The sequence below is a fragment of the Stenotrophomonas indicatrix genome, from assembly GCA_041545745.1.
GTDB classification, from domain to species: domain Bacteria; phylum Pseudomonadota; class Gammaproteobacteria; order Xanthomonadales; family Xanthomonadaceae; genus Stenotrophomonas; species Stenotrophomonas indicatrix_A.
In genome coordinates, this window is the sequence record CP168152.1 from 4,346,378 (window position 1) to 4,365,012 (window position 18,635).

The 18,635-nt window shown below is 66.6% G+C and carries 15 protein-coding genes and 1 pseudogene; 7 read left to right on the forward strand and 9 right to left on the reverse strand.

Annotated elements, in window-relative coordinates; genetic code table 11:
• Nucleotides 1-81: 81 nt before the first annotated feature.
• The 4 genes from cyoD to cyoA are packed head-to-tail and all read right to left on the reverse strand — an operon-like array spanning nt 82 to nt 3,935.
• Nucleotides 82-414: a cytochrome o ubiquinol oxidase subunit IV gene (cyoD, locus tag ACEF39_RS19820; RefSeq protein WP_025877422.1), complete on the reverse strand. Its 333-nt coding sequence runs from the start codon at nt 412-414 to the stop codon at nt 82-84.
• Nucleotide 415: 1 nt separating this feature from the next.
• Nucleotides 416-1,051 carry a cytochrome o ubiquinol oxidase subunit III gene (cyoC, locus tag ACEF39_RS19825; RefSeq protein ID WP_500286308.1) on the reverse strand — a complete coding sequence of 212 codons (636 nt, stop codon included), beginning with the start codon at nt 1,049-1,051 and terminating at the stop codon, nt 416-418.
• The gene (gene cyoB / locus ACEF39_RS19830; RefSeq protein WP_500286309.1) at nt 1,048-3,024 is read right to left on the reverse strand and encodes a cytochrome o ubiquinol oxidase subunit I; all 1,977 of its coding nucleotides are present in this window, start codon (nt 3,022-3,024) and stop codon (nt 1,048-1,050) included. The genes cyoC and cyoB overlap by 4 nt, the downstream gene beginning before the upstream one ends.
• Before the next feature lie 5 nt (nt 3,025-3,029).
• Nucleotides 3,030-3,935, reverse strand: a complete 906-nt coding sequence (cyoA, locus tag ACEF39_RS19835; RefSeq protein ID WP_500286310.1) for a ubiquinol oxidase subunit II — start codon at nt 3,933-3,935, stop codon at nt 3,030-3,032.
• A 183-nt stretch (nt 3,936-4,118) separates the two neighbouring features.
• Here cyoA and ACEF39_RS19840 point away from each other — a divergent pair, with 183 nt between their 5' ends.
• The 4 genes from ACEF39_RS19840 to ACEF39_RS19855 all read left to right on the forward strand — a co-directional run bounded on the left by ACEF39_RS19840 (nt 4,119) and on the right by ACEF39_RS19855 (nt 8,007).
• Nucleotides 4,119-5,534, forward strand: coding sequence for an aminotransferase-like domain-containing protein (locus ACEF39_RS19840; RefSeq protein ID WP_500286311.1), 1,416 nt, complete (start codon nt 4,119-4,121; stop codon nt 5,532-5,534).
• Between the two features lie 71 nt (nt 5,535-5,605).
• On the forward strand, nt 5,606-5,866 hold the full coding sequence (locus ACEF39_RS19845) for a hypothetical protein (protein ID WP_025877432.1): 261 nt from the start codon (nt 5,606-5,608) through the stop codon (nt 5,864-5,866).
• Nucleotides 5,866-6,468, forward strand: a complete 603-nt coding sequence (locus ACEF39_RS19850; protein ID WP_500286312.1) for a DUF6436 domain-containing protein — start codon at nt 5,866-5,868, stop codon at nt 6,466-6,468. The genes ACEF39_RS19845 and ACEF39_RS19850 overlap by 1 nt, the downstream gene beginning before the upstream one ends.
• A gap of 9 nt (nt 6,469-6,477) precedes the next feature.
• Complete coding sequence (locus ACEF39_RS19855) at nt 6,478-8,007, forward strand: aminotransferase-like domain-containing protein (protein WP_500286313.1); 1,530 nt, start codon at nt 6,478-6,480, stop codon at nt 8,005-8,007.
• Nucleotides 8,008-8,149: 142 nt separating this feature from the next.
• Here the strand turns inward: ACEF39_RS19855 and ACEF39_RS19860 are convergent, their stop codons facing one another.
• From ACEF39_RS19860 to ACEF39_RS19870, 3 genes are all read right to left on the reverse strand, one after another.
• Entirely contained in the window at nt 8,150-9,451 is a 1,302-nt protein-coding gene (locus ACEF39_RS19860; protein WP_500286314.1) for an aminotransferase class V-fold PLP-dependent enzyme, read from the reverse strand.
• Entirely contained in the window at nt 9,451-11,856 is a 2,406-nt protein-coding gene (locus ACEF39_RS19865; RefSeq protein ID WP_500286315.1) for a TonB-dependent receptor plug domain-containing protein, read from the reverse strand. The genes ACEF39_RS19860 and ACEF39_RS19865 overlap by 1 nt, the downstream gene beginning before the upstream one ends.
• A gap of 143 nt (nt 11,857-11,999) precedes the next feature.
• Entirely contained in the window at nt 12,000-12,383 is a 384-nt protein-coding gene (locus ACEF39_RS19870; protein WP_500286316.1) for a hypothetical protein, read from the reverse strand.
• A gap of 187 nt (nt 12,384-12,570) precedes the next feature.
• Between ACEF39_RS19870 and ACEF39_RS19875 the strand changes: the two genes are divergently transcribed.
• The 3 genes from ACEF39_RS19875 to ACEF39_RS19885 all read left to right on the forward strand — a co-directional run bounded on the left by ACEF39_RS19875 (nt 12,571) and on the right by ACEF39_RS19885 (nt 15,284).
• The gene (locus ACEF39_RS19875) at nt 12,571-13,398 is read left to right on the forward strand and encodes an AraC family transcriptional regulator (RefSeq protein ID WP_500286317.1); all 828 of its coding nucleotides are present in this window, start codon (nt 12,571-12,573) and stop codon (nt 13,396-13,398) included.
• Between the two features lie 73 nt (nt 13,399-13,471).
• Nucleotides 13,472-14,494: an alpha/beta hydrolase family protein gene (locus ACEF39_RS19880; RefSeq protein WP_500288057.1), complete on the forward strand. Its 1,023-nt coding sequence runs from the start codon at nt 13,472-13,474 to the stop codon at nt 14,492-14,494.
• Nucleotides 14,495-14,612: 118 nt separating this feature from the next.
• Complete coding sequence (locus tag ACEF39_RS19885) at nt 14,613-15,284, forward strand: VOC family protein (RefSeq protein WP_500286318.1); 672 nt, start codon at nt 14,613-14,615, stop codon at nt 15,282-15,284.
• 1 nt (nt 15,285) lies between these two features.
• Here ACEF39_RS19885 and ACEF39_RS19890 read toward each other — a convergent pair.
• Both ACEF39_RS19890 and ACEF39_RS19895 read right to left on the reverse strand, forming a co-directional pair.
• Nucleotides 15,286-16,696, reverse strand: a pseudogene (locus tag ACEF39_RS19890) (TPM domain-containing protein).
• Between the two features lie 181 nt (nt 16,697-16,877).
• Nucleotides 16,878-18,596 (reverse strand): peptidoglycan-binding protein, encoded by a 1,719-nt coding sequence (locus ACEF39_RS19895; protein ID WP_500286319.1) that lies wholly within the window; start codon nt 18,594-18,596, stop codon nt 16,878-16,880.
• Nucleotides 18,597-18,635: the final 39 nt, after the last annotated feature.

Here is an 18,635-nt window from a genome sequence, read left to right on the forward strand (position 1 = left end):
TCGGTCAGGCCTGCCCTGGGGGGAGAGAGGGCTGAGGTGCCGGGGCGATCGCGCACTCCTTGCCGATCGCCCCGGCCACGGTCAGTTGATCATCATGTGGTAGTGCATGCTCCAGATGATCCAGATCGACAACGCGACCACGATGAACAGGATCACCAGGGTGAACACGAAGCTGGCGAGGTTCCAGCCACCTTCGGACTTGCGGTCCATGTGCAGGAAGTACACCAGCTGCACCAGGATCTGCGCGACCGCGAAGCCGACCAGCAGGAACAGCGTGACCGGCCGCGACAGCACCGGGTTCATCACCAGCGCGAACGGCACCACCGTCAGCAACGCGCACAGCACGAAGCCGATCAGGTAGGACTTGGTGGAACCGTGCGCATTGCCGGCGCGCGAGGTTTCGACGTGGGCCATGTCAGAAGGCTCCGATCAGGTAGACGAAGGTGAAGACGCAGATCCACACCAGGTCCAGGAAGTGCCAGAACAGGCTCAGGCAGGACACGCGGGTGATGTTGGTCGGGGTCAGGCCACGGCGATACACCTGGTGCATCACCACCGCCATCCAGATCAGGCCGCTGGCCACGTGCAGGCCGTGGGTGGCAACCAGGGCGAAGAACGCCGACAGGTAGGCACTGGTGCTGGGCCCGGCACCTTCATGGATCAGGTGCGAGAACTCGTACAGCTCCATGCCGATGAACGAGGCACCGAGCACGAAGGTCACACCCAGCCAGCGCAGCACCGCCGCCTTGTCCAGGCGGTGCATGGCCAGCACGGCCTGGCCGTAGGTGATGCTGGACACCAGCAGGATGAAGGTCTCGGCCATCACCAACGGCAGCGAGAACAGCTCCTTGCCGGTGGGGCCGCCAGCGTAGGCGGTGCTGAGCACCGCATACGAGGCGAACAGCGAGCCGAACAGCACCAGGTCGGACATGAGGTAGACCCACATGCCGAACACTTTCATGCCGCCCTGTTCGTGGGCGTGGTCGTGCTCATGGTGGTCGTCGTGGACCAGCGCGTCGCTGTCCAGTTGCGGACGGGTCAACAGGTTCATGCGCCTGCCTCCTGCAGCTTGGCGTGGTTGGCCGCTTCGGTACGCGCCACCTCTTCGGAGCTGACGTAGTAATCCACATCCTCGTTGTAGGAGCGCGCGATCAGGGTGACGATCATCGCGATGAAGCTGGCACCGGCCATCCACCAGATGTGCCACACCAGGGCGAAGCACAGCACCAGGATCCAGACGTTGAGGATCAACGGCACGCCGGTGTTCTTCGGCATGTGGATCGGCGCGTACTTCTTCGGCGGCGGCGGCAGGCCGCGCTTCTTCGCTTCGTGGAAGGCATCCAGCTCATCGGCCTTGGGCACCACGGCGAAGTTGTAGAACGGCGGCGGCGACGGCGTGGCCCATTCCAGCGTACGTGCATTCCACGGGTCGCCGGTGAGGTCGAGGTTGCGCTTGCGATCACGCACGCTGACATAGATCTGCACCAGCATCAGGATGATGCCTGCGAACACGAACAGCGCACCAATGAACGCCGCGATCAGGTACGGCGTCCACGCCGGGTTGTCGTACTGGTTCATGCGCCGGGTCATGCCCATGAAGCCCAGCATGTACAGCGGCATGAAGGCCAGGTAGAAGCCGATCACCCAGCAGGCGAAGGACCACTTGCCGAGGCGCTCGTTGAGGGTGAAGCCGAACACCTTCGGGAACCAGTAGACGAAGCCGGCCAGGTAGCCGAACAGCGCGCCGCCGATGATGGTGTTGTGGAAGTGCGCGACCAGGAACAGGCTGTTGTGCAGCAGGAAGTCCGCGCCCGGGATGGCCAGCAGCACGCCGGTCATGCCACCGATGGTGAAGGTGACCAGGAAGGCGATGGTCCACAGCATCGGCACGCTGAACTCCACGCGGCCGCCGTACATGGTGAACAGCCAGGTGAAGATCTTCACGCCGGTGGGGATGGCGATGATCATCGTCATGATGCCGAAGAAGGCATTGACGCTGGCACCGGAGCCCATGGTGAAGAAGTGGTGCAGCCACACGATGAAGGACAGGATGCCGATCGCCAGGGTGGCGCCGACCATCGACGTGTAGCCGAACAGCTTCTTGCGCGAGAACGTGGCGGTCACTTCAGAGAAGATGCCGAACGCTGGCAGCACCAGGATGTACACCTCCGGGTGGCCCCAGGCCCACACCAGGTTCACGTACATCATCGGGTTGCCACCCAACGTGTTGGTGTAGAAGTTGAAGTCCAGGTAGCGGTCCAGGGTGAGTGCACCCAAGGCCACGGTCAGGATCGGGAAGGCGGCGATGATGATCACGCTGGTGACCAGCACGGTCCAGGTGAACACCGGCATCTTCATCAGGGTCATGCCCGGCGCACGCATGCGCAGGATGGTGATGAACAGGTTGACGCCGGTCAGCAACGTACCGATGCCGGACGCCTGCAACGCCCAGATGTAGTAATCGACACCTACCCCTGGACTGAACTCGATGCCCGACAGCGGCGGATAGGCGACCCAGCCGGTCATCGCGAATTCGCCAACACCCAGCGAGATCATCATCAGCGCAGCGCCGACCACGAAGATCCAGAAGCTGAAGGCGTTGAGGAACGGGAACGCCATGTCGCGCGCACCGATCTGCAGCGGCACGATGATGTTCATCAGGCCGACCACGAACGGGGTGGCCACGAAGAAGATCATGATCACGCCGTGCGCGGTGAAGATCTGGTCGTAGTGCTCCGGTGGCAGGAAGCCATCACTGCCCGGCCCGGCGGCCGCCAGCTGTGCACGCATCATCAGCGCATCGGCGAAGCCGCGCACCAGCATGACCAGCGCGACGACCACGTACATGATGCCGATCTTCTTGTGGTCCACGGTGGTGAACCAGTTGCGCCAGAGCACGCCCCACAGCTTGAAATAGCTCACCGCGCCGAGCAGCGCAAGGCCGCCCAGCACCATGGCCGCCAACGTGACCACGACGATCGGCTCGTGCAGCGGCACGGCCTCCCACGTCAATTTACCCAACATGTTCGTTACTCCTGGGAAACCTGGGCACCGGCGGCCGTACCGGCCGGGGCCGCAGCAGCGGTGTTCTCACCGACGCCGATGAACTGGTCGATGACCTTCTTGAACAGCAGCGGTTCAACGCTGGAGAAGTGCTGAACCGGCGCGTTCTTGGACGGTGCGGCCAGCGCCTTGAACTGCGCGAAGCTGAGTGCATCCGGCGCGCTGCGCACCTCGGCCACCCAGCGATCGAAGTCTTCGTTGCTGCTGGCGGTGGCGATGAACTTCATGTTCGAGAAGCCATGGCCGCTGTAGTTGCCGGACATGCCACGGAACTGGCCGGGCTCGTTGGCGATCAGGTGCAGCTGCGTGCGCATGCCGGCCATCGCGTAGATCTGTCCACCCAGCTGCGGGATGAAGAAGGTGTTCATCGTCGAGTTGGAGGTGATGTTGAACGCCAGCGCGCGGTTGGCCGGGAAGTTGAGCTGGTTGACGGTGGCGATGCCCAGGTCCGGGTACACGAACACCCACTTCCAGTCGGTGGCGATCACGTCCACGTGCAGCGGTTCGCCGGCCACGTCCAGCGGCTTGTACGGATCGAGCTCGTGGGTGGACTTCCACACGATGACTGCCAGCACCGCGATGATGATCAACGGCACGCCCCAGACCACCACTTCCACCTTGGTGGAGTGCGACCAGTCCGGCGTGTACTTCGCCTTGGTATTGCCGGCGCGGAAGCGCCAGGCGAACACGAAGGTCAGCACGATGGCTGGCACGACGACGATCAGCATCAGGCCGATGCAGATCAGGATCAGGTCGCGTTGGGCGATCCCGACCATGCCTTTCGAATCCAGCAGCACCCAATCGCAGCCCGTCAGGGCGATGCAGGCCAGGGCGACCAGCGCCAGGCGGATGCGGTTCCAGCAGATATTCATTGGAGGTCAACCCTGTTGAAGATGCGCGCTTGACCGGCTCGCCTGCGCGCAGCGCCCGGGCGTGGAGCGGCTACACTGTGGGTACGAGGTCGCCTACAAGCAGGCGAACCACTCCAATCAAGCCCATACAAGATACAGCATTGTATGGACATGTGCATCTGTACGTATGGAAAAATCCGACCGATGACGCCTCCTGCTGCCGGCCGCCGCCTGAAACACCCCAACCGCACCTGGGTTCGCCCCTTCCGTGAGGGCGCAGGACCGCTGTACCTGCAGATCGCCCAGCAGGTGCGCGAGGCGGTGGACGATGGCGTGCTGCGCCCGGGCGACCGCCTGCCACCGCAGCGCGACCTGGCCCAGCAGGTGGGCGTGGACCTGACCACGGTCACCCGCGCCTTCGCCGAACTGCGCCAGGCCGGGCTGCTGGATGCACAGGGGGCCGGCGGCACCTTCATTGCGATGTCCGCCGGCAACCGCAGCACTTCGGTCGACCTGAGCATGAACATCCCGCCGCTGCTGGGCAGCGCGCCGTTCGCACAGGGCATGGAGGCCGGTTTCCAGCACCTGGGTCAGCAGTTGGGCCAGGGCGAGCTGATGAGCTACCACGTCGGCGCCGGCAGCCGCGACGACCGCGCTGCGGCCGTGCAATGGCTGGCGCCGGTGCTCGGCCCGGTGGGCGCCGACCGGGTGGTGATCTGCCCCGGCGCGCAGACTGCGCTGTGCGCACTGATCCTGGCCCGCACCCAGCCGGGCGAACTGATCGCCGCCGAGCAACTGACCTATCCGGGCCTGCTGGCCGCCGCGCGGGTGCTGCAGCGGGGCGTGGTGCCGGTGGCGATGGACGCCGAGGGCATGCTGCCCGATGCGCTGGAAGAGGCCTGCCAGCTGCGTCGGCCACGCCTGCTGTACCTGGTGCCGACCATCCAGAACCCGACCACGGCGACGATGTCCGCGCAGCGCCGGCAGGCCCTGCTGGCGGTCGCGCGGCGGCACGAACTGACCGTGGTCGAGGACGATCCCTACTGGCTGCTGGCCGGCGATGCCGCCCCGCCGCTGGCCGCGCTGGCCGACAGTGGCTGCCCGGTCTACTACATCTCCACCCTGTCCAAGTGCTTGGCTCCGGGCCTGCGCACGGCCTACCTGGTGGTGCCGGGCGGCGAGCCGATGGAGCCGGTGCTGGACGCCCTGCGCGCGATCGCGCTGATGCCCACCCAGTCGATGGTGGCCGTGGCCTCGCACTGGATCCGCACCGGCCAGGCGCAGGCAATGGTGCAGCGCTTCCAGCAGGAACTGCGCGAGCGCCAGGCCATCGCCGCCCGCTACCTGCCCGCGCGCCGTCAGGCCCATCCGGCCGGCCTGCATGTGTGGCTGCCGTTGCCGCCGCGGCTGGACCAGTACCGCTTGATCCAGGCCGCGCAGGAACAGGGCCTGGGCATTGCCAGCTCCGACGCCTTCAGCGTGGAGGAACCGCCACCGGGCAACGCCATCCGCCTGTCGCTGGGCGGTGCCGTGGATCAGGAGGCCTTGGCGGGCGCGCTGGCCAAGCTGAACGAGATTCTGTCCGAGGCACCCGACGCGCGGCATTCGGCGATCGTCTGAGCCACCCCGTGGGCCATACCCATACAAAATGATATCTTGTATGTAATGTATGGACGAAGGATGTGCCGCAGATGGCCGCCGACAAACTGAAGTTCCACCTGGTGATGGCCGGCTGCGGCGGCTTCGTCGTGCTGATGCTGGCCGCCCTGGCCTGGGTCTGCCTGCAACCGCAGACCGTGGATGTGCAGGCCGCCGAGCGCCACGCCATCGAACAGTGCCTGCAACGCAGCGAGGACGCGGCGCGCAGCGAGATCCAGCGCCGCGCCCAGGCCGACTCCTGCCGCGAGATGCGCAAGCAGTACGTGCACAAGTTCGGCGCGGACGGCTCCTGATGGGCGCAGCCGCGCCGCGCCCACGCCGTTCGATGCTGCCGGTGATGATCGCCCTCGCCTGCCTGTTCATGGCCGGCGTGGCGGCGGCCCTGTGGCAGTACTTCGGTTATGGCGAGCAGTCCACGTTCGCCGAACAGGCCATTGTCTTCGATGACTCGCAGCTGCGGTTGCCGGCGGAACTGGCCGGCGACACCGGCCGCATCCGCGTGGTGCATTTCTGGGACCCGGCCTGCGGCGTGTGCAACCGCGAAACCGGTGCGCACCTGAGCTACCTGATCAGCATGTACCGCCGCGCCGGCATCGACTTCTATGCGATCCGTCGCCCCGGCACCCAAGGTGAACTACCCGAGCCGCTGCGCAACAAGGTGATCGACCTGCCGACCATCGACGGCATCGAGAACATTCCGGCCAGCCCGGCGGTGGCGATCTGGGACCGCCAGGGCCACCTGGCCTATGCCGGCCCGTACAGCATCGGCATGGTCTGCAATTCGGCCAACAGCTTCGTCGAACCGCTGCTGGACAAACTGGTGCGCGGGGAAACCGTGCGCCCGAAAGGACTGCTTGCCGTGGGCTGCTACTGCCCCTGGCAGGCCCAGCGCTGAGGACGCGCGATGACATCATCGACGCTGGCTGGCGCAGCCGCCACAAACAACAACGGCGGTCACCTGTCCGAACCGACCGATGGTTATGGACAGGCTCCCGCCGTTGGAAGCAACGATACGCCCCGACATCCTCCGTACATGCCGCGACCCGATGTCGCAGGGCCTGGCGTCGCAGGGCTGGGCTGGGTGCAGGACGTGCACGTGCACAGCGGTCCGATCTACCTGCGCATCGTCAACACGCTGGAACGCACCATCAATCGCGGCGGCCTTGCGCCAGGGCAACGGCTGCCATCGCAGCGCGCACTGGCGCAGCAGCTGGGCGTGGATCTGACCACGGTGACCCGTGCGTTCGATGAAGCGCGCAAGCGTGGGCTGATCGAAGCACGTGGGCCACAGGGCAGCTTCATCGCGCCGCCAAAGGCGGGTTTTGACCAGGCCGTCGATCTCAGCATGAACGTGCCGCCGGTACCCGACGCCGATGCACTGGCGGACATGCTGCGTCGAGGCGCAGCGGCGGTGCTCGCGCGCAGCAATGCGCCGAACCTGATGACCTATCACCTCGGCGGTGGCAACCCGACCGATCGCCACGCGGCGGCGCGCTGGTTGCAGCCGATGCTGGGCACGGTGGATGACGCGCGCCTGCTGCTGACCGAAGGCGCGCAGGTGGCGCTGGCGGCGATCCTGCTCAGCCAGGGGCGCGAGGGCGATGCGATCCTCTGCGACCGCTTGGTGTATCCGGGCCTGCTGCAGGCCGCTGCCGCACTGGGGCGGCGGCTGGTCACGGTGGAGGGCGACGAACAGGGCATGTGCCCGGAGGCGCTGGCACGGCGGGCGCGGGAATGTGGCACACGCCTGGTCTACCTCAACCCTACCTGCCAGAACCCGACGGCGCTGACTGTGCCCACCTCGCGGCGCGAGGCCCTGGCGCGGGTACTGGAGCGCGAAAGCCTGCTGGCGATCGAGGACGATCCGTACTGGCATCTGGCCATCACCGCGCCCATTGCGCTGGCGACGCTGGCACCTCGACATGTGTTCCATGTCGCCACCCTGTCGAAGGTGATCAGCCCCGGCCTGCGTACCGCGTTCGTGCAATGCCCGAGCGCCGCCCACGCCGAGGCGATGGCTGCCGCACTGCGTGCCACACGGTTGATGGGCCATCCGCTGGTATCGGCGCTGGCCAGCCAGCTGCTGCTGGATGGCTCGGCGCAGGCGCTGCTGGTGCAGGTGCGCGAGGAAGCGCGCGAGCGTACGCGGATGGCGCGATATCTGCTGGCACCCTCACTTCTGGAGCGCGCCGATGGGCTGCATGCATGGTGCCGGGTGCCAGCGCCATGGACCGACGCCACGCTGGTGCGGACGGCGCAGCTGCAGGGACTGGCGATCGCGCCTTCATCGGCGTTCTGTCCGCCGGGCGCAGCGTTCGCGAGCGGGGTGCGGTTGTCGTTGGGATTGGCTGCGGACCGGCGGCAACTGGAGAACGCGCTGCGGCGGATCGATCGGTTGTTGTTGTCCGACGCGTTGCCGGCGATCGAGCGGTAGGCGGAGAGCATCCACGCATGGCGTGGATCTACTGGACCTGTTTCGGTATTCGGTAGATGCCAACCTTGGTTGGCAATGCCCGTTCATGCCATGCGTGCATGCGGTGCCAACCAAGGTTGGCATCTACCAACGCGGTGGGCGTTCAGGCCAGCGCGGCCAGCGCCTGCACCAGCGCATCCATCTGCGCGGGGCGGGTGAACACCGATGGCGTCACCCGCACGCACGCGCCGGAGTCCAGACCATCGCGATACGTGGTGAATATCCGATGTTCATCCAGCAGCCGTTTCTGCAGTGCCTGGTTGTCTTCCACCGAGGCATGGCCACGCAGGCGGAAGCTGGCCAATGCACTGGCCAATGCCGGATCCGGCGACGACAGCACGTCGATATGCGCCATCTGTCGCGCTGGCACCGTCCACCGCTCGCGCAGGTAACGCAGGCGCGCCTGCTTGTTGGCTGCACCGATGCGCTGGTGCAATGCGATGGCCTCGGGCAGCGCCAGATAGGCAGCGAAGTTGACCGTGCCGGTGTGCACGCGGCTGCCCACGCGGCCGTCGTCGGTCTCACCCATGTACGGATCCAGGTCGGCCACGCGTCCTTTGCGCACGTACATCGCGCCCACGCCCACCGGTGCGCCGATCCACTTGTGCAGGTTGATGCCAACGAAATCGGCCTTCAGGTTCGGCACCGCGTAGTCGATCTGGCCAAAGCCATGTGCGGCGTCAACAATCACATCGATGCCGCGTGCCCGCGCACGCTCGGCGAGCTCCGCCACCGGCAGCACCAGCCCATGGCGGTGGCTGACCTGGGTCAGCAGCACCAGTTTCAGGCGCGGCAGGCGCGCGAACGCGTCATCGTAGGCCTGCAGGATCTGCTGATGGGTGGGCACCGCTGGCAGTGCGATGCGCTCGACCTGCACGCCACGACGCTGCTGCAGCCAGCGCATTGCGTTGATCATGCTGTCGTAGTCGATGTCGGCGTACAGCACCTGGTCGCCGGGCCGCAGGCGGTTGTAGCCACCGATCAGCGCCAGCATCGCCTCGGTGGCGCCGCGGGTCAGCGCGATCTCATCCGCGCCCACGCCGAGCATGTCGGCCACCTGCCGATGCACGGCCATGTACTGCGTGGGAAACGCATGGCGCCCGTACCAGGCGTTGCCGCGATTCACTTCGGCGGTGTGCCGCTGGTAGCTGGCCAGAGTCTCCCTGCCCATCGCGCCCCAGTAGCCGTTTTCCAGATGGTTCACTTCATCGGTGATGTCGAAGTGGCTGGCCACGGTGGCCCAGTAGCCTTCGTCGCGGGCCAGCACGTCCGGCGCCACGGTCGTTGCGGGAATCTGCATGGGCCCAGCGTAACGCGCGACGCCTGCGGCAGGCAGTGAAGACAACGCCGCAGCGGCCGGCAGCAGCGCGCCGGCACGCAGCAGGGAACGACGGCGGCCGTCCATCAGAAGGTCAGCCGGTACTGTGCGTACACATTCGCACCATCGGTGTCGTACGGCGCATTACGGGAATAGATCAGGCCACGGCTGGCCTGGAAGGTCGCTTCGTCCGGGTAACGGTCGAACACGTTGTCTGCGCCCACACGCAGGCTGTGGTGTTCGTTGATGCGGTAGCCCACGGCCAGATCCAGGAAGGTCATTGCGCCGAACTGCTGGTAGATGTCGCCGGTCGCATTGCCGGTGGAGTCGGTCCACTTGCCGTAATAGCGTACGCGTGCCATCAACGACCAGGCGCCGACGTCCCAGCTGCCGGTGAAGCTGCCCTTGTGCTCGGGCAGACGGTCTTCGAACAGCACGCGCTGGGTTTCGTTGGTGGCCACCGAGGTGCTGCCGTTGTCGACGCGGGTCTGGTTGTAGTTGTAAGCCAGCGTCAGCGTCATCCGCCCTGCGCTGAGGTCGCGCAGGTAGTTGCCGACCACATCCACGCCGGTGGTGGTGGTGTCGAAATCGTTGGTGAAGTAGTTCACCGAGGTATAGCCCAGCGGGTTCGGCGTGCCGGCCGGAATGGCGAAGCTGGCCGACTGGCTGAAGCGGTCGCTGAGCGTGATCCGGTAGACATCCACCGAACCGGACAGGCCGATGTCGGTGCGCCAGGTCAGGCCCAGCGAGGCGGTGCGCGATTCTTCCGGGGTGAGCGGCTTGGCACCGAGCAGCTGCGCCAACGGATCGGTCGGCGACAGGCGGCCGCTGGTGAAGATCTGCAGCGTGCGCGTGTCCAGGCCCTGGGTGGTGCTGGTGGTGTTGAGCTGGGCCGGCGTGGGCGCGCGGAAGCCGGTGGACAGGGTGCCGCGCAGCGCCACGTCCGGGGTGATCGCAAAACGTGCCGACAGCTTGCCATCCACCGTGCTGCCGAAGCTGGAGAAGTCTTCATAGCGACCGGCCGCGCCGATGCTCCAGCGCTCGCCCAGCGGCACTTCCATGTCCACGTAGGCGGCCTTGCTGCGCTGGCTCCACTGCCCGGCCTGGCTGGCCGAAAAACCCGGCGCGCCGTTGGAATTCGCCTCCAGGCCCGCCGCCGCGCCCGGGCCCACCGCGTACGAGGCCGGATCACCGGCACGAACCTCGTAGGTCTCCTGGCGGAACTCGGCACCGAAGGCGACGTTGATCGGCTTCGACAGCGCAGCCACGTCCCATTCGTAGTTGAAGTCCGCATTGGCATTCTTCTCGGTCTGGGTCAGGCGACCGAGATCGAATGCGGTCGGACTGTTGGGACCCAGCGATGCGTTGATCGAGTTCTTCAGGCTGTAGTCGATGGCATTGCGGCCATACGAGGCGCTCAGGTCCCAGCGCAGCTTGGGGGTGATCTCACCACGCAGGCCAGCGACCAGCTGCAGGTCGTTCTGCGTGTTGCCGTACTGCGGGCTGAAGCCCACCGGATACAGCGAGCGCAGGTTCCAGCCGGGGAAGATGCTGGTGGTACGGTACGCACCGGTGGTGGTATCCGGGTTGCGCCAGTTGAAATCGCTGACGCCATCGCTGTGGCTGTACAGGCCGAAGGCATAGAGCTCCAGGGTGTCGCTGGCATTGGCCTTCAGGTTGAAGCCCACGCGGCGGCTTTCCAGCTCCGGCTGGCCCCAGCGCTGCACCGGATTGGGTACATCCAGCTCCGGATGCGCGGCCTGGAAGGCGATGGCGTCGGGACGCTGGCGGGTGCGCGAGGTCGCATCGGAGTTGGATGATTCGGCGAACAGGGCCAGGCTGCCGTAGTCCCCCAGCGCCCAGCCGGTGCGTGCACTGAAGTCGCGCGAGCCGCCATCGCCCTGCGCGTACTGCGAATAGCCGGCGGTGATCTCGGTGCCCGGGCTGTCTTCCAGGATGATGTTGATGACGCCGGCGATAGCGTCCGAGCCGTACTGCGCCGACGCGCCATCGCGCAGCACTTCGATGCGCTTGATCGCGCTGGTCGGGATCTGCGCCAGGTCGGCGGCCTGTGCGCCGCGGTTGCCAAGCAAGGCACTGCGATGGAAGCGGCGGCCGTTGACCAGCACCAGCGTCTGGTCCGGCGACAGGCCACGCAGCGTGGCCGGGCGTACGAACACTTGGCCATCGGCCATCGGCAGGCGCTGCACCACGAACGACGGCACCAGCTGCGCCAGCACGTCCTTCAGATCGGTGGAGTCGACCGACTGGATGTCCTGCTTGGTGAACACGTCCACCGGCGCCAGGGTTTCAAACTGGGTGCGGTTGGAGGCACGGGTACCGGTGACCAGCATCGCATCGAGCTGGGTGGGCGCAGCGGCGTTGCCACTGCTGCTGGTGTCTGCCGTTCCGGCATCTGCAGCGATCGCGCCTCCTGCGCTGACCAGACCAAGGGCGAGGAGGATGGAACGCGACAGCTTCGAACGATGCACGGCAGGACTCCGGGAAGGCACGACAGGGCCAGGTGGGACCTGGACAAGGCGCGCAGTCTCGGGGCGGGATGTGAAGCAGCGATGACGTGGAGACGACAGTTGCAGCGGTTACGGTGCGGGGGCCGCCCATGCCGGGCTCTGCGCTATCCGGCAGTGTTGTCGTCGAAGCCGAAGACGGCTGGCCGCGCCGTGCGCAGCGGGATGAACAGCGCGATCACGAAAACGAACAGGAAAGGCGCGGAGAGGATGGCAGTGTCCTCGGTTCCGAAGGCAATCAGGTTCACCTGCAGATAGCCGATCCACTCAAGGTCCATGAGCACCAGCACAAGGCCACCGATGGTGGGGCACGGCAGGCCGCCATGGCCTGCCATCAACAACGTGGGCGCCAGCAGTGCTGCCAGCAATGAGAACATCACACGGTACAGCCAGGGATCCCCGCGCCAGCGCGGTGCCCGCCGCCACATGATCACCAGCAGCGCCAGTGGCAGCAGCGCCGACAGCAGGGCAATCGCAATGATCATCACCATGCGGCGATCTGCGCGGTCTGGCTGATAGCGGTGACTTCGGGCATGTCCCTGGCCTCGATCGTATCCATGAAGGCCTCATTGTTGCCGGTGCAACGGCAAACGCAAAGTCCCGCCAGCGCAAGAACTGCTAAGCGCCCCACCTCGTCGATCCGGTACGCTGCCCGGCATTCGAACAAGGGACAGCGCGATGAGCGCGGCAGGCAAAGCGTTGTGGTACATCGAAAGCCATGCGGACAAGCCGCTGGCGCTGGCCGACATCGCGGCCGCCGCCGGACTGTCGCCGTTCCACCTGTCGCGCCTGTTCCAGGCCCGCACCGGCACCTCGGTGGTGCGCTACCTGCGTGGACGCCGCCTGACCGCCGCTGCACAGCAGCTGGCCAACGGTGCCGGCGACATCCTGCAGGTGGCGTTGTCGGCGGGCTACAGCACCCATGCCGCCTTCACCCGTGCCTTCTGCGAGCAGTTCGGGCAGACCCCGGAGCGCGTGCGCGAGCAGGGCCTGCAGGAGCTGGCACTGGTACACGCGATCCGCCTCGACGATGCACCGCAGCCCTGCAGCGAGGCGCCGAAGCTGATCGACTGCGCCCCCTTCCAGGTGGCTGGCATCGGCATGCGCCACACCCGCAACAGCGGCGGTGCGATTCCGGGGCAGTGGGCACAGCTCAATCGCGAATGGCCAACGCCGGCACCGGTCAGTTTCGGTGTGTGCTGCAACAGTGACGACGATGGCGGCTTCGACTACATCGCAGCGCTGCCGGTGAACGCACTGCCATCGGTGCCGGCACACTGGCAGCGGGTGGATGTTCCTGCACGCCGTTACCTGGTGGCCTGGCATGCTGGCCATATCGCCACCATCCGCGCGACCTGGTTCTGGCTGCTGGACCAATATCTGCCCGCCAACCGCCTCAACCTGGCCAACGCGCCGGACCTTGAACGCTACGACACCCGATTCGACGAGCATAGCGGCCACGGTGGCGTGGAAATCTGGCTGCCGGTCGATCAACGCACTGCCTGACCCGGAGAGACTGACGATGCACGCAACGCGATGGATCCTGGCCCTGCTGCTGGCTTCGCTGACACCGCTGGCGATGGCGGCAGCGCCCATCACCGCCGGTGAACGCCACGGCGTGACAACGCTGGAAAGCGCGGCGATACGCGATGGCGCGCACCGCGATGTGCTGCGCTTCACCGTGTGGTACCCGGCAAGCCCTGGCAGCCAGGAAACGCCGCTGACCATCGGGCCAGCGGATGCGCCACTGTTCGAGGTGGGGCGCGCCGCGAAGGACGCCCCCATCACCGGAGGGCGCCTGCCGACGCTGTTGCTGTCGCATGGTAATGGCGGCACCGCGCGCATGATGGGGTGGCTGGGCACTGCGCTTGCGCGTGCGGGCTACCTGGTGATCGCCGTGGACCACCCGGGCAACAATGGCGCCGATGAGATGACGCTGGCCGGCAGCGTGCTGACCTGGCTGCGCGCCGACGACCTGAAGGCCGCGCTGGCCGCAGTGCAGGCCGACCTGCAGTTGAGGCCACACATTGATGCGTCGCGGCTGGGCGTGATTGGCTATTCCGCCGGTGGCTTCACCGCACTGCTCAGCGCCGGCGCGCGGCCGGACATGACGCGGCTGCTGGCGTTCTGCAAGGCGCACGCGGACGACGGCGTGTGCAGACCGCAGCAGGAAGCGGCCACGCATACGATGGAGGTGCGTCTTGCTGCAGCAGCATCGCCGCAACTGCAGCCCTACGTGCAGCACGCACAGGATGATCGTTCGATTCCCGGTGTCCGCGCAGTCTTCGTGCTGGCGCCAGCCATCGTGCAGGCATTCGCACCGGAGCAGCTGAAGGCGTTGCAGCAGCCGGTGGCGATCGTACTGGGCGCTGCTGATGAGGTGGCGCCGCCAGCGACCAACGGTGATGTGGCGGCGGCGCTGATTCCGAAAGCAACGCTGCACGCACTGCCAGGTGTCGGCCACTACGATTTCCTGTCCGGGTGCACGCCGCTGGCGAAAGAGCGGCTGCCGGCGCTATGCACTACTGCGGTGCCGAAGGAACAGACGCATGCCGTGGTGGTGGAAGACGCGGTGCGCTTCTTCGGTGAGGCACTGCGATAGAAGCTGTCGAGCATGGTTTGACGCTGCGGCTGGCAGTAACGATTCGTTGCGCAGGTGATGACGCGACGCGAAGGTGCGCGGGACTACACTGCACCCAGCGCTACACGGAGGATCGACCATGCGCCTGCTGCACCTCACCCTGCCGGTATCCGATGTCGCCAGTGTCGCCGCGTACTTCCGCGACGTGCTGCAACTGGAGGTGGCCGGCGACCAGGTCCGCATCGGCTGGAGCACGATCCAGCTGCAACCTGCCGGCGACCACCCTGTCGGCGGCGTGCACCTGGCCTTCAATGTGCCGGACAACCGCTTCGCCGCCGCCATGAGCTGGCTGCGTGCACGCACGCCCTTCCAACGCAACCCGGAAGGCCTCGATTACTTCGCACTGGAAAGCAGCTGGCAATCGCAGTCGGTGTACTTCACCGGACCCGATGGCCTGATCCTCGAGCTGATCGGCCGCAGGCGCTTGCCGGCCAGCGAACGCAGCGGTGCCTTCCATGGCAGCGAACTGACCTGCCTGAGCGAGGTCGGCCTGCCCAGCCATGATGTCGATGCGGTACGCGAACAGTCCAGCCAGCGCTTCGGCCTGCAACCGATCAGCACGTCGTCGCCGCAGTTCGCGCCGATGGGCGATGACGAGGGGCTGCTGATCGTGGTCGCCGCCGATCGCCGTTGGTTCCCCGAGCTGAAGGACCTGCCCAACGCGCAGGGACTGCAGCTGCAGGTGGGCGATGTGAGCGGCAGCGGTGAACTGCAGGATGCCGCGCTGGGCTGGCGGGTGCGAGCGGCCTGAGCTACCAGCTGCCCGAGGCGCCACCGCCGCCGCTGCGGCCACCACCACCGGACCAGTCGCTGGAACTGCTCGAGGACGAACTGGACGACGAGCTGCTGGATGAGGAACGGTAGCCTCTGGACGAACCGCGGCCGCCGCGGGCTTTTTCGCCGGGCAGCAGGGTGAACACCCAGATGAAGTACAGGAACAGCGTGCCCACGCTGGACACGATCGTCGCCAGCACGCGTGCGTTCTCGTCGCCGGCACGATCGATGGCCAGCAGTGCGCCCAGCGCATAGCCGGCGGTCAGCAGCACCAGCACCACCACGCGGATGGCGAAGCTGTTGCGGTTCTTCCGCCAGCGCGCGCGACCAGCCTGCACCAGGAAGAACACCAGCATGGCCGCGCTGCCGACCGCCAGGTTCAGCAGCGTGTGCAGCGCAAGGCTGGGCGGCAACTGGCCACGTACCAGCATCACCACGAAGAAGCCGGTGCTGACGGCCAGCATGCCGTACAGCACGATGCGTACGCCGCGGCTGCGATGCCAGCACCAGCCCAGCAGGGTTGCCACCGGTACGGCGGGCACCATCACGAAGAACAACGCCGGCAGCACGTGGCGCGGCAGCAGCAGCGTCGCAGACAGCAGCCCCGCAGCAATAACCGCCGTCACGCAGCGGCCGGCCCCAGGCAGGCAATGTCGGCCACGTCGGCCTGGGCACCGCCGCATTGGCTGCCAGTGCCTTGCGCCGCCGCTCGCGGCGGCTACCGGTGAACTCGGCTTCGGTGCGGGTCGCCAGCAGACGCGGCGGCGATCGCCACAGGCCGGCCAGGAAGCCCGCCAGCAACGTCAGCGCGACGACCGAATCCCCCGTGCGCCAATCCGGCGGCAACACGTTGCGTGCCAATGAATCTTCCCAGGGCGGCAGTTCCTCACCATCGACCAGCGCCACCAGCAGCGCGGTGCCGTCCAGCACGCCTTGGTCCAGGTCTCCCTCGCGCAGCCGCGGCACGATCGCCTTGTCAATGATGCGCGCGGCATAGGCATCGGGAATGGTGCCTTCCAGGCCATAACCGGTCTGGATGCGTACGCGCCGATCCTGCACCGCCACCAGCAGCAGCACGCCATCATCGACACCGGCGCGGCCCAGCTGCCATTGGTCGAAGACGCGCTGCGCATAGGCTTCGATGCCTTCCTCGCCAACGCTGGGCACTACCAGCACCTGCAGCTGTGCGCCCTTGCGTGCCTGCAACTGCAAGGCCTGCTCGCGCAGCGCGGCGCGGGTGCTGGCGGACAGCGCATTGGCGGTGTCCACCACCGGATCATCCAGTGCCGGAATCGGGGCTGCCGCCAGCGCCTGCAGCGGCAGCAGGCAGAACAGCAGCGCGAGCCCAACCCACTGCCATGCGTCGCGCCACTGGCGCACCCTGCTCATGGGGCTACCACTCTCTGCGCGTGGGACGTCCGCTGGGGCGCCCGGTGCCGTGCTCGGCAATGGCGGGGTGGTGCGCATCCTGCAAAACAACATCTATGCATTTCCTCGCCCAGGAAAGGGAAAAGCCGACCGGGTCGCCCCGGCCGGCCTCCTTTGCCACACACCTCGTGGCAGGCAGCGGTCAACGGCCCATGGCCACCCGCTGCTGCTCGTCCTGCACGTGCTGCTGGGAGGGCTCATGCTTGGCCAGCATGGCAGCACTGGTCTCCTGCACGCTCGGTGCCGTCTGGGTCATGTCCACTGCAGTGCGGAAGCCGGGAACGGTGCCCATCACGAATGCCTTGCCATCCTGCAGGGTCACACCCTGCAGCTTCTCCGGCGAATCGATGCCGGCAGCCTTGGCCTGCGCGGTCACATGCGCGGCCATCTCGTTGCAGATCATGCCCGGCATGTGGCCACGGATGGCGTTGTGCAGCGGCGTATCCGGATGCGCCTTGTCGCCCAGTTGCGGCCCCTTCGGCGCCGCCTCGGCATGGCTGCGGCCTTCGGCCAGCTTGCCCATCGTTGCCGGACCGGCCACGCCATCGGCGGAGAGCCCCTGCTGCTTCTGGTAGGCGGTCACTGCGTCCTTGGTATTGGCGCCGAACCTGCCATCCTCGCTCAGCCGGTTGCCGTGGCTGTCGCGCACACCCAAGCGGTTGAGCTCCTTCTGCAGCGCAGTTACTTCCTCGCCCTTGGCGCCCTGGCGCAGCACGCCGCCGTGGTCGCCCTCATGCGCATGGCCACCCTTGCCGGTTTCCTTCAGCTTGCCCTGGTCCCAGAAATCCTGCGGGCTGAGCAGCTTGCCGTGCGGATCCTTCAACTGGTAATGCACGTGCTGGGCGTACTGCCCCGCACCACCCGGGCCACGCCCGCCCATCGTGCCGATCGGCTCGCCGGCCTTGATCGGCTGGCCTTCCTTCACCTGGGTCGACTGCAGGTGAAGGATCTCGTGCGAGTTGCCCTGCGCATCCTTGATCTTCACCGTGCCGTAGTCGCCGCCGACGAAGGTCACCGTGCCGGAAATCGGCGCGTTGACGGTCGGGTGCTGCAGGTTGCGGCCATGCTGGCCACCGACATAGTTGAAGTCGGTGCCGCCGTGCGGCTTGTGCGCGCGGTGTTCGCCGAACTCACCGGTAACGTGCGGCTTGACCCCGTTCTGCGGGGGCAGCATCACCTGCATGGTCTGCTCGAAGGTGCGGGTCTGGCCTTCGGCATGCGCCGCTGCCGGCTTGGCCTGCGCGGCCGCAGCCACGGCGGGTGCAGCGTGGCTGCCATGCGACTGGCCATGGGTCTGACCCAGGCGCTGCTCCACGAACTGCTCGTACTTGTCCACGTACGGCATCACTTTCTTGTCAGACAGGTTCAGGCCGCCGTAATCGCGGGTCGGGCCGTCGTGATGGTACTTGTAGATGTATTCCTCACCCTGGCCACGCTTGTGCGCCAAGGTGCGGTTGTCGATGTAGTGGTCAACCAGTGCATCGGACTGTGCGCCGACGTCGAAGCGGTTGCGGTTGTTGAGGTGGTAGTGGTTGCCGGTCTTGTCGATGAACTGGCCCAGGCCCGAGGCCGAGGTGGTGCCAGCGGCGGCGTCAGGGTTGAAACCCGATTCAACGCGGGCGATGGCCAGTACGTGCGCGGTTTCGCGCGGGGTCAGGCCCTTCTCGCGCGCCGACTCGATGAGGGTGTCGATCACCCGTGACTGTACTTCCGGGGACGCATCGCCCCACCGGCGGGAATTGCCATGCAGGCGGCCGTCGCTCTGGTCGATCGGCTCGCGGTAGTGGCTCCACGATTTGATACGGTCACTGCTGTAGGCCGCCCCGCGGGGCTGGACCATGTCCTGGTAGATGTCTGCCATGTCTGTGCTATCCATTCTATGAAAAAGGGAATTTCCTTA

What these genes read in the sequence shown, in the direction of transcription:
- ACEF39_RS19880 (WP_500288057.1), top strand. Translation starts at nt 13,472, where the DNA reads ATGGCGGCAGCGCCCATCACCGCCGGTGAACGCCACGGCGTGACAACG.
- ACEF39_RS19870 (WP_500286316.1), bottom strand. Translation starts at nt 12,383, where the DNA reads ATGGTGATGATCATTGCGATTGCCCTGCTGTCGGCGCTGCTGCCACTG.
- ACEF39_RS19885 (WP_500286318.1), top strand. Translation starts at nt 14,613, where the DNA reads ATGCGCCTGCTGCACCTCACCCTGCCGGTATCCGATGTCGCCAGTGTC.
- ACEF39_RS19860 (WP_500286314.1), bottom strand. Translation starts at nt 9,451, where the DNA reads ATGGACGGCCGCCGTCGTTCCCTGCTGCGTGCCGGCGCGCTGCTGCCG.
- ACEF39_RS19895 (WP_500286319.1), bottom strand. Translation starts at nt 18,596, where the DNA reads ATGGCAGACATCTACCAGGACATGGTCCAGCCCCGCGGGGCGGCCTAC.
- ACEF39_RS19875 (WP_500286317.1), top strand. Translation starts at nt 12,571, where the DNA reads ATGAGCGCGGCAGGCAAAGCGTTGTGGTACATCGAAAGCCATGCGGAC.
- cyoC (WP_500286308.1), bottom strand. Translation starts at nt 1,051, where the DNA reads ATGAACCTGTTGACCCGTCCGCAACTGGACAGCGACGCGCTGGTCCAC.
- cyoB (WP_500286309.1), bottom strand. Translation starts at nt 3,024, where the DNA reads ATGTTGGGTAAATTGACGTGGGAGGCCGTGCCGCTGCACGAGCCGATC.
- cyoD (WP_025877422.1), bottom strand. Translation starts at nt 414, where the DNA reads ATGGCCCACGTCGAAACCTCGCGCGCCGGCAATGCGCACGGTTCCACC.
- cyoA (WP_500286310.1), bottom strand. Translation starts at nt 3,935, where the DNA reads ATGAATATCTGCTGGAACCGCATCCGCCTGGCGCTGGTCGCCCTGGCC.
- ACEF39_RS19840 (WP_500286311.1), top strand. Translation starts at nt 4,119, where the DNA reads ATGACGCCTCCTGCTGCCGGCCGCCGCCTGAAACACCCCAACCGCACC.
- ACEF39_RS19845 (WP_025877432.1), top strand. Translation starts at nt 5,606, where the DNA reads ATGGCCGCCGACAAACTGAAGTTCCACCTGGTGATGGCCGGCTGCGGC.
- ACEF39_RS19855 (WP_500286313.1), top strand. Translation starts at nt 6,478, where the DNA reads ATGACATCATCGACGCTGGCTGGCGCAGCCGCCACAAACAACAACGGC.
- ACEF39_RS19850 (WP_500286312.1), top strand. Translation starts at nt 5,866, where the DNA reads ATGGGCGCAGCCGCGCCGCGCCCACGCCGTTCGATGCTGCCGGTGATG.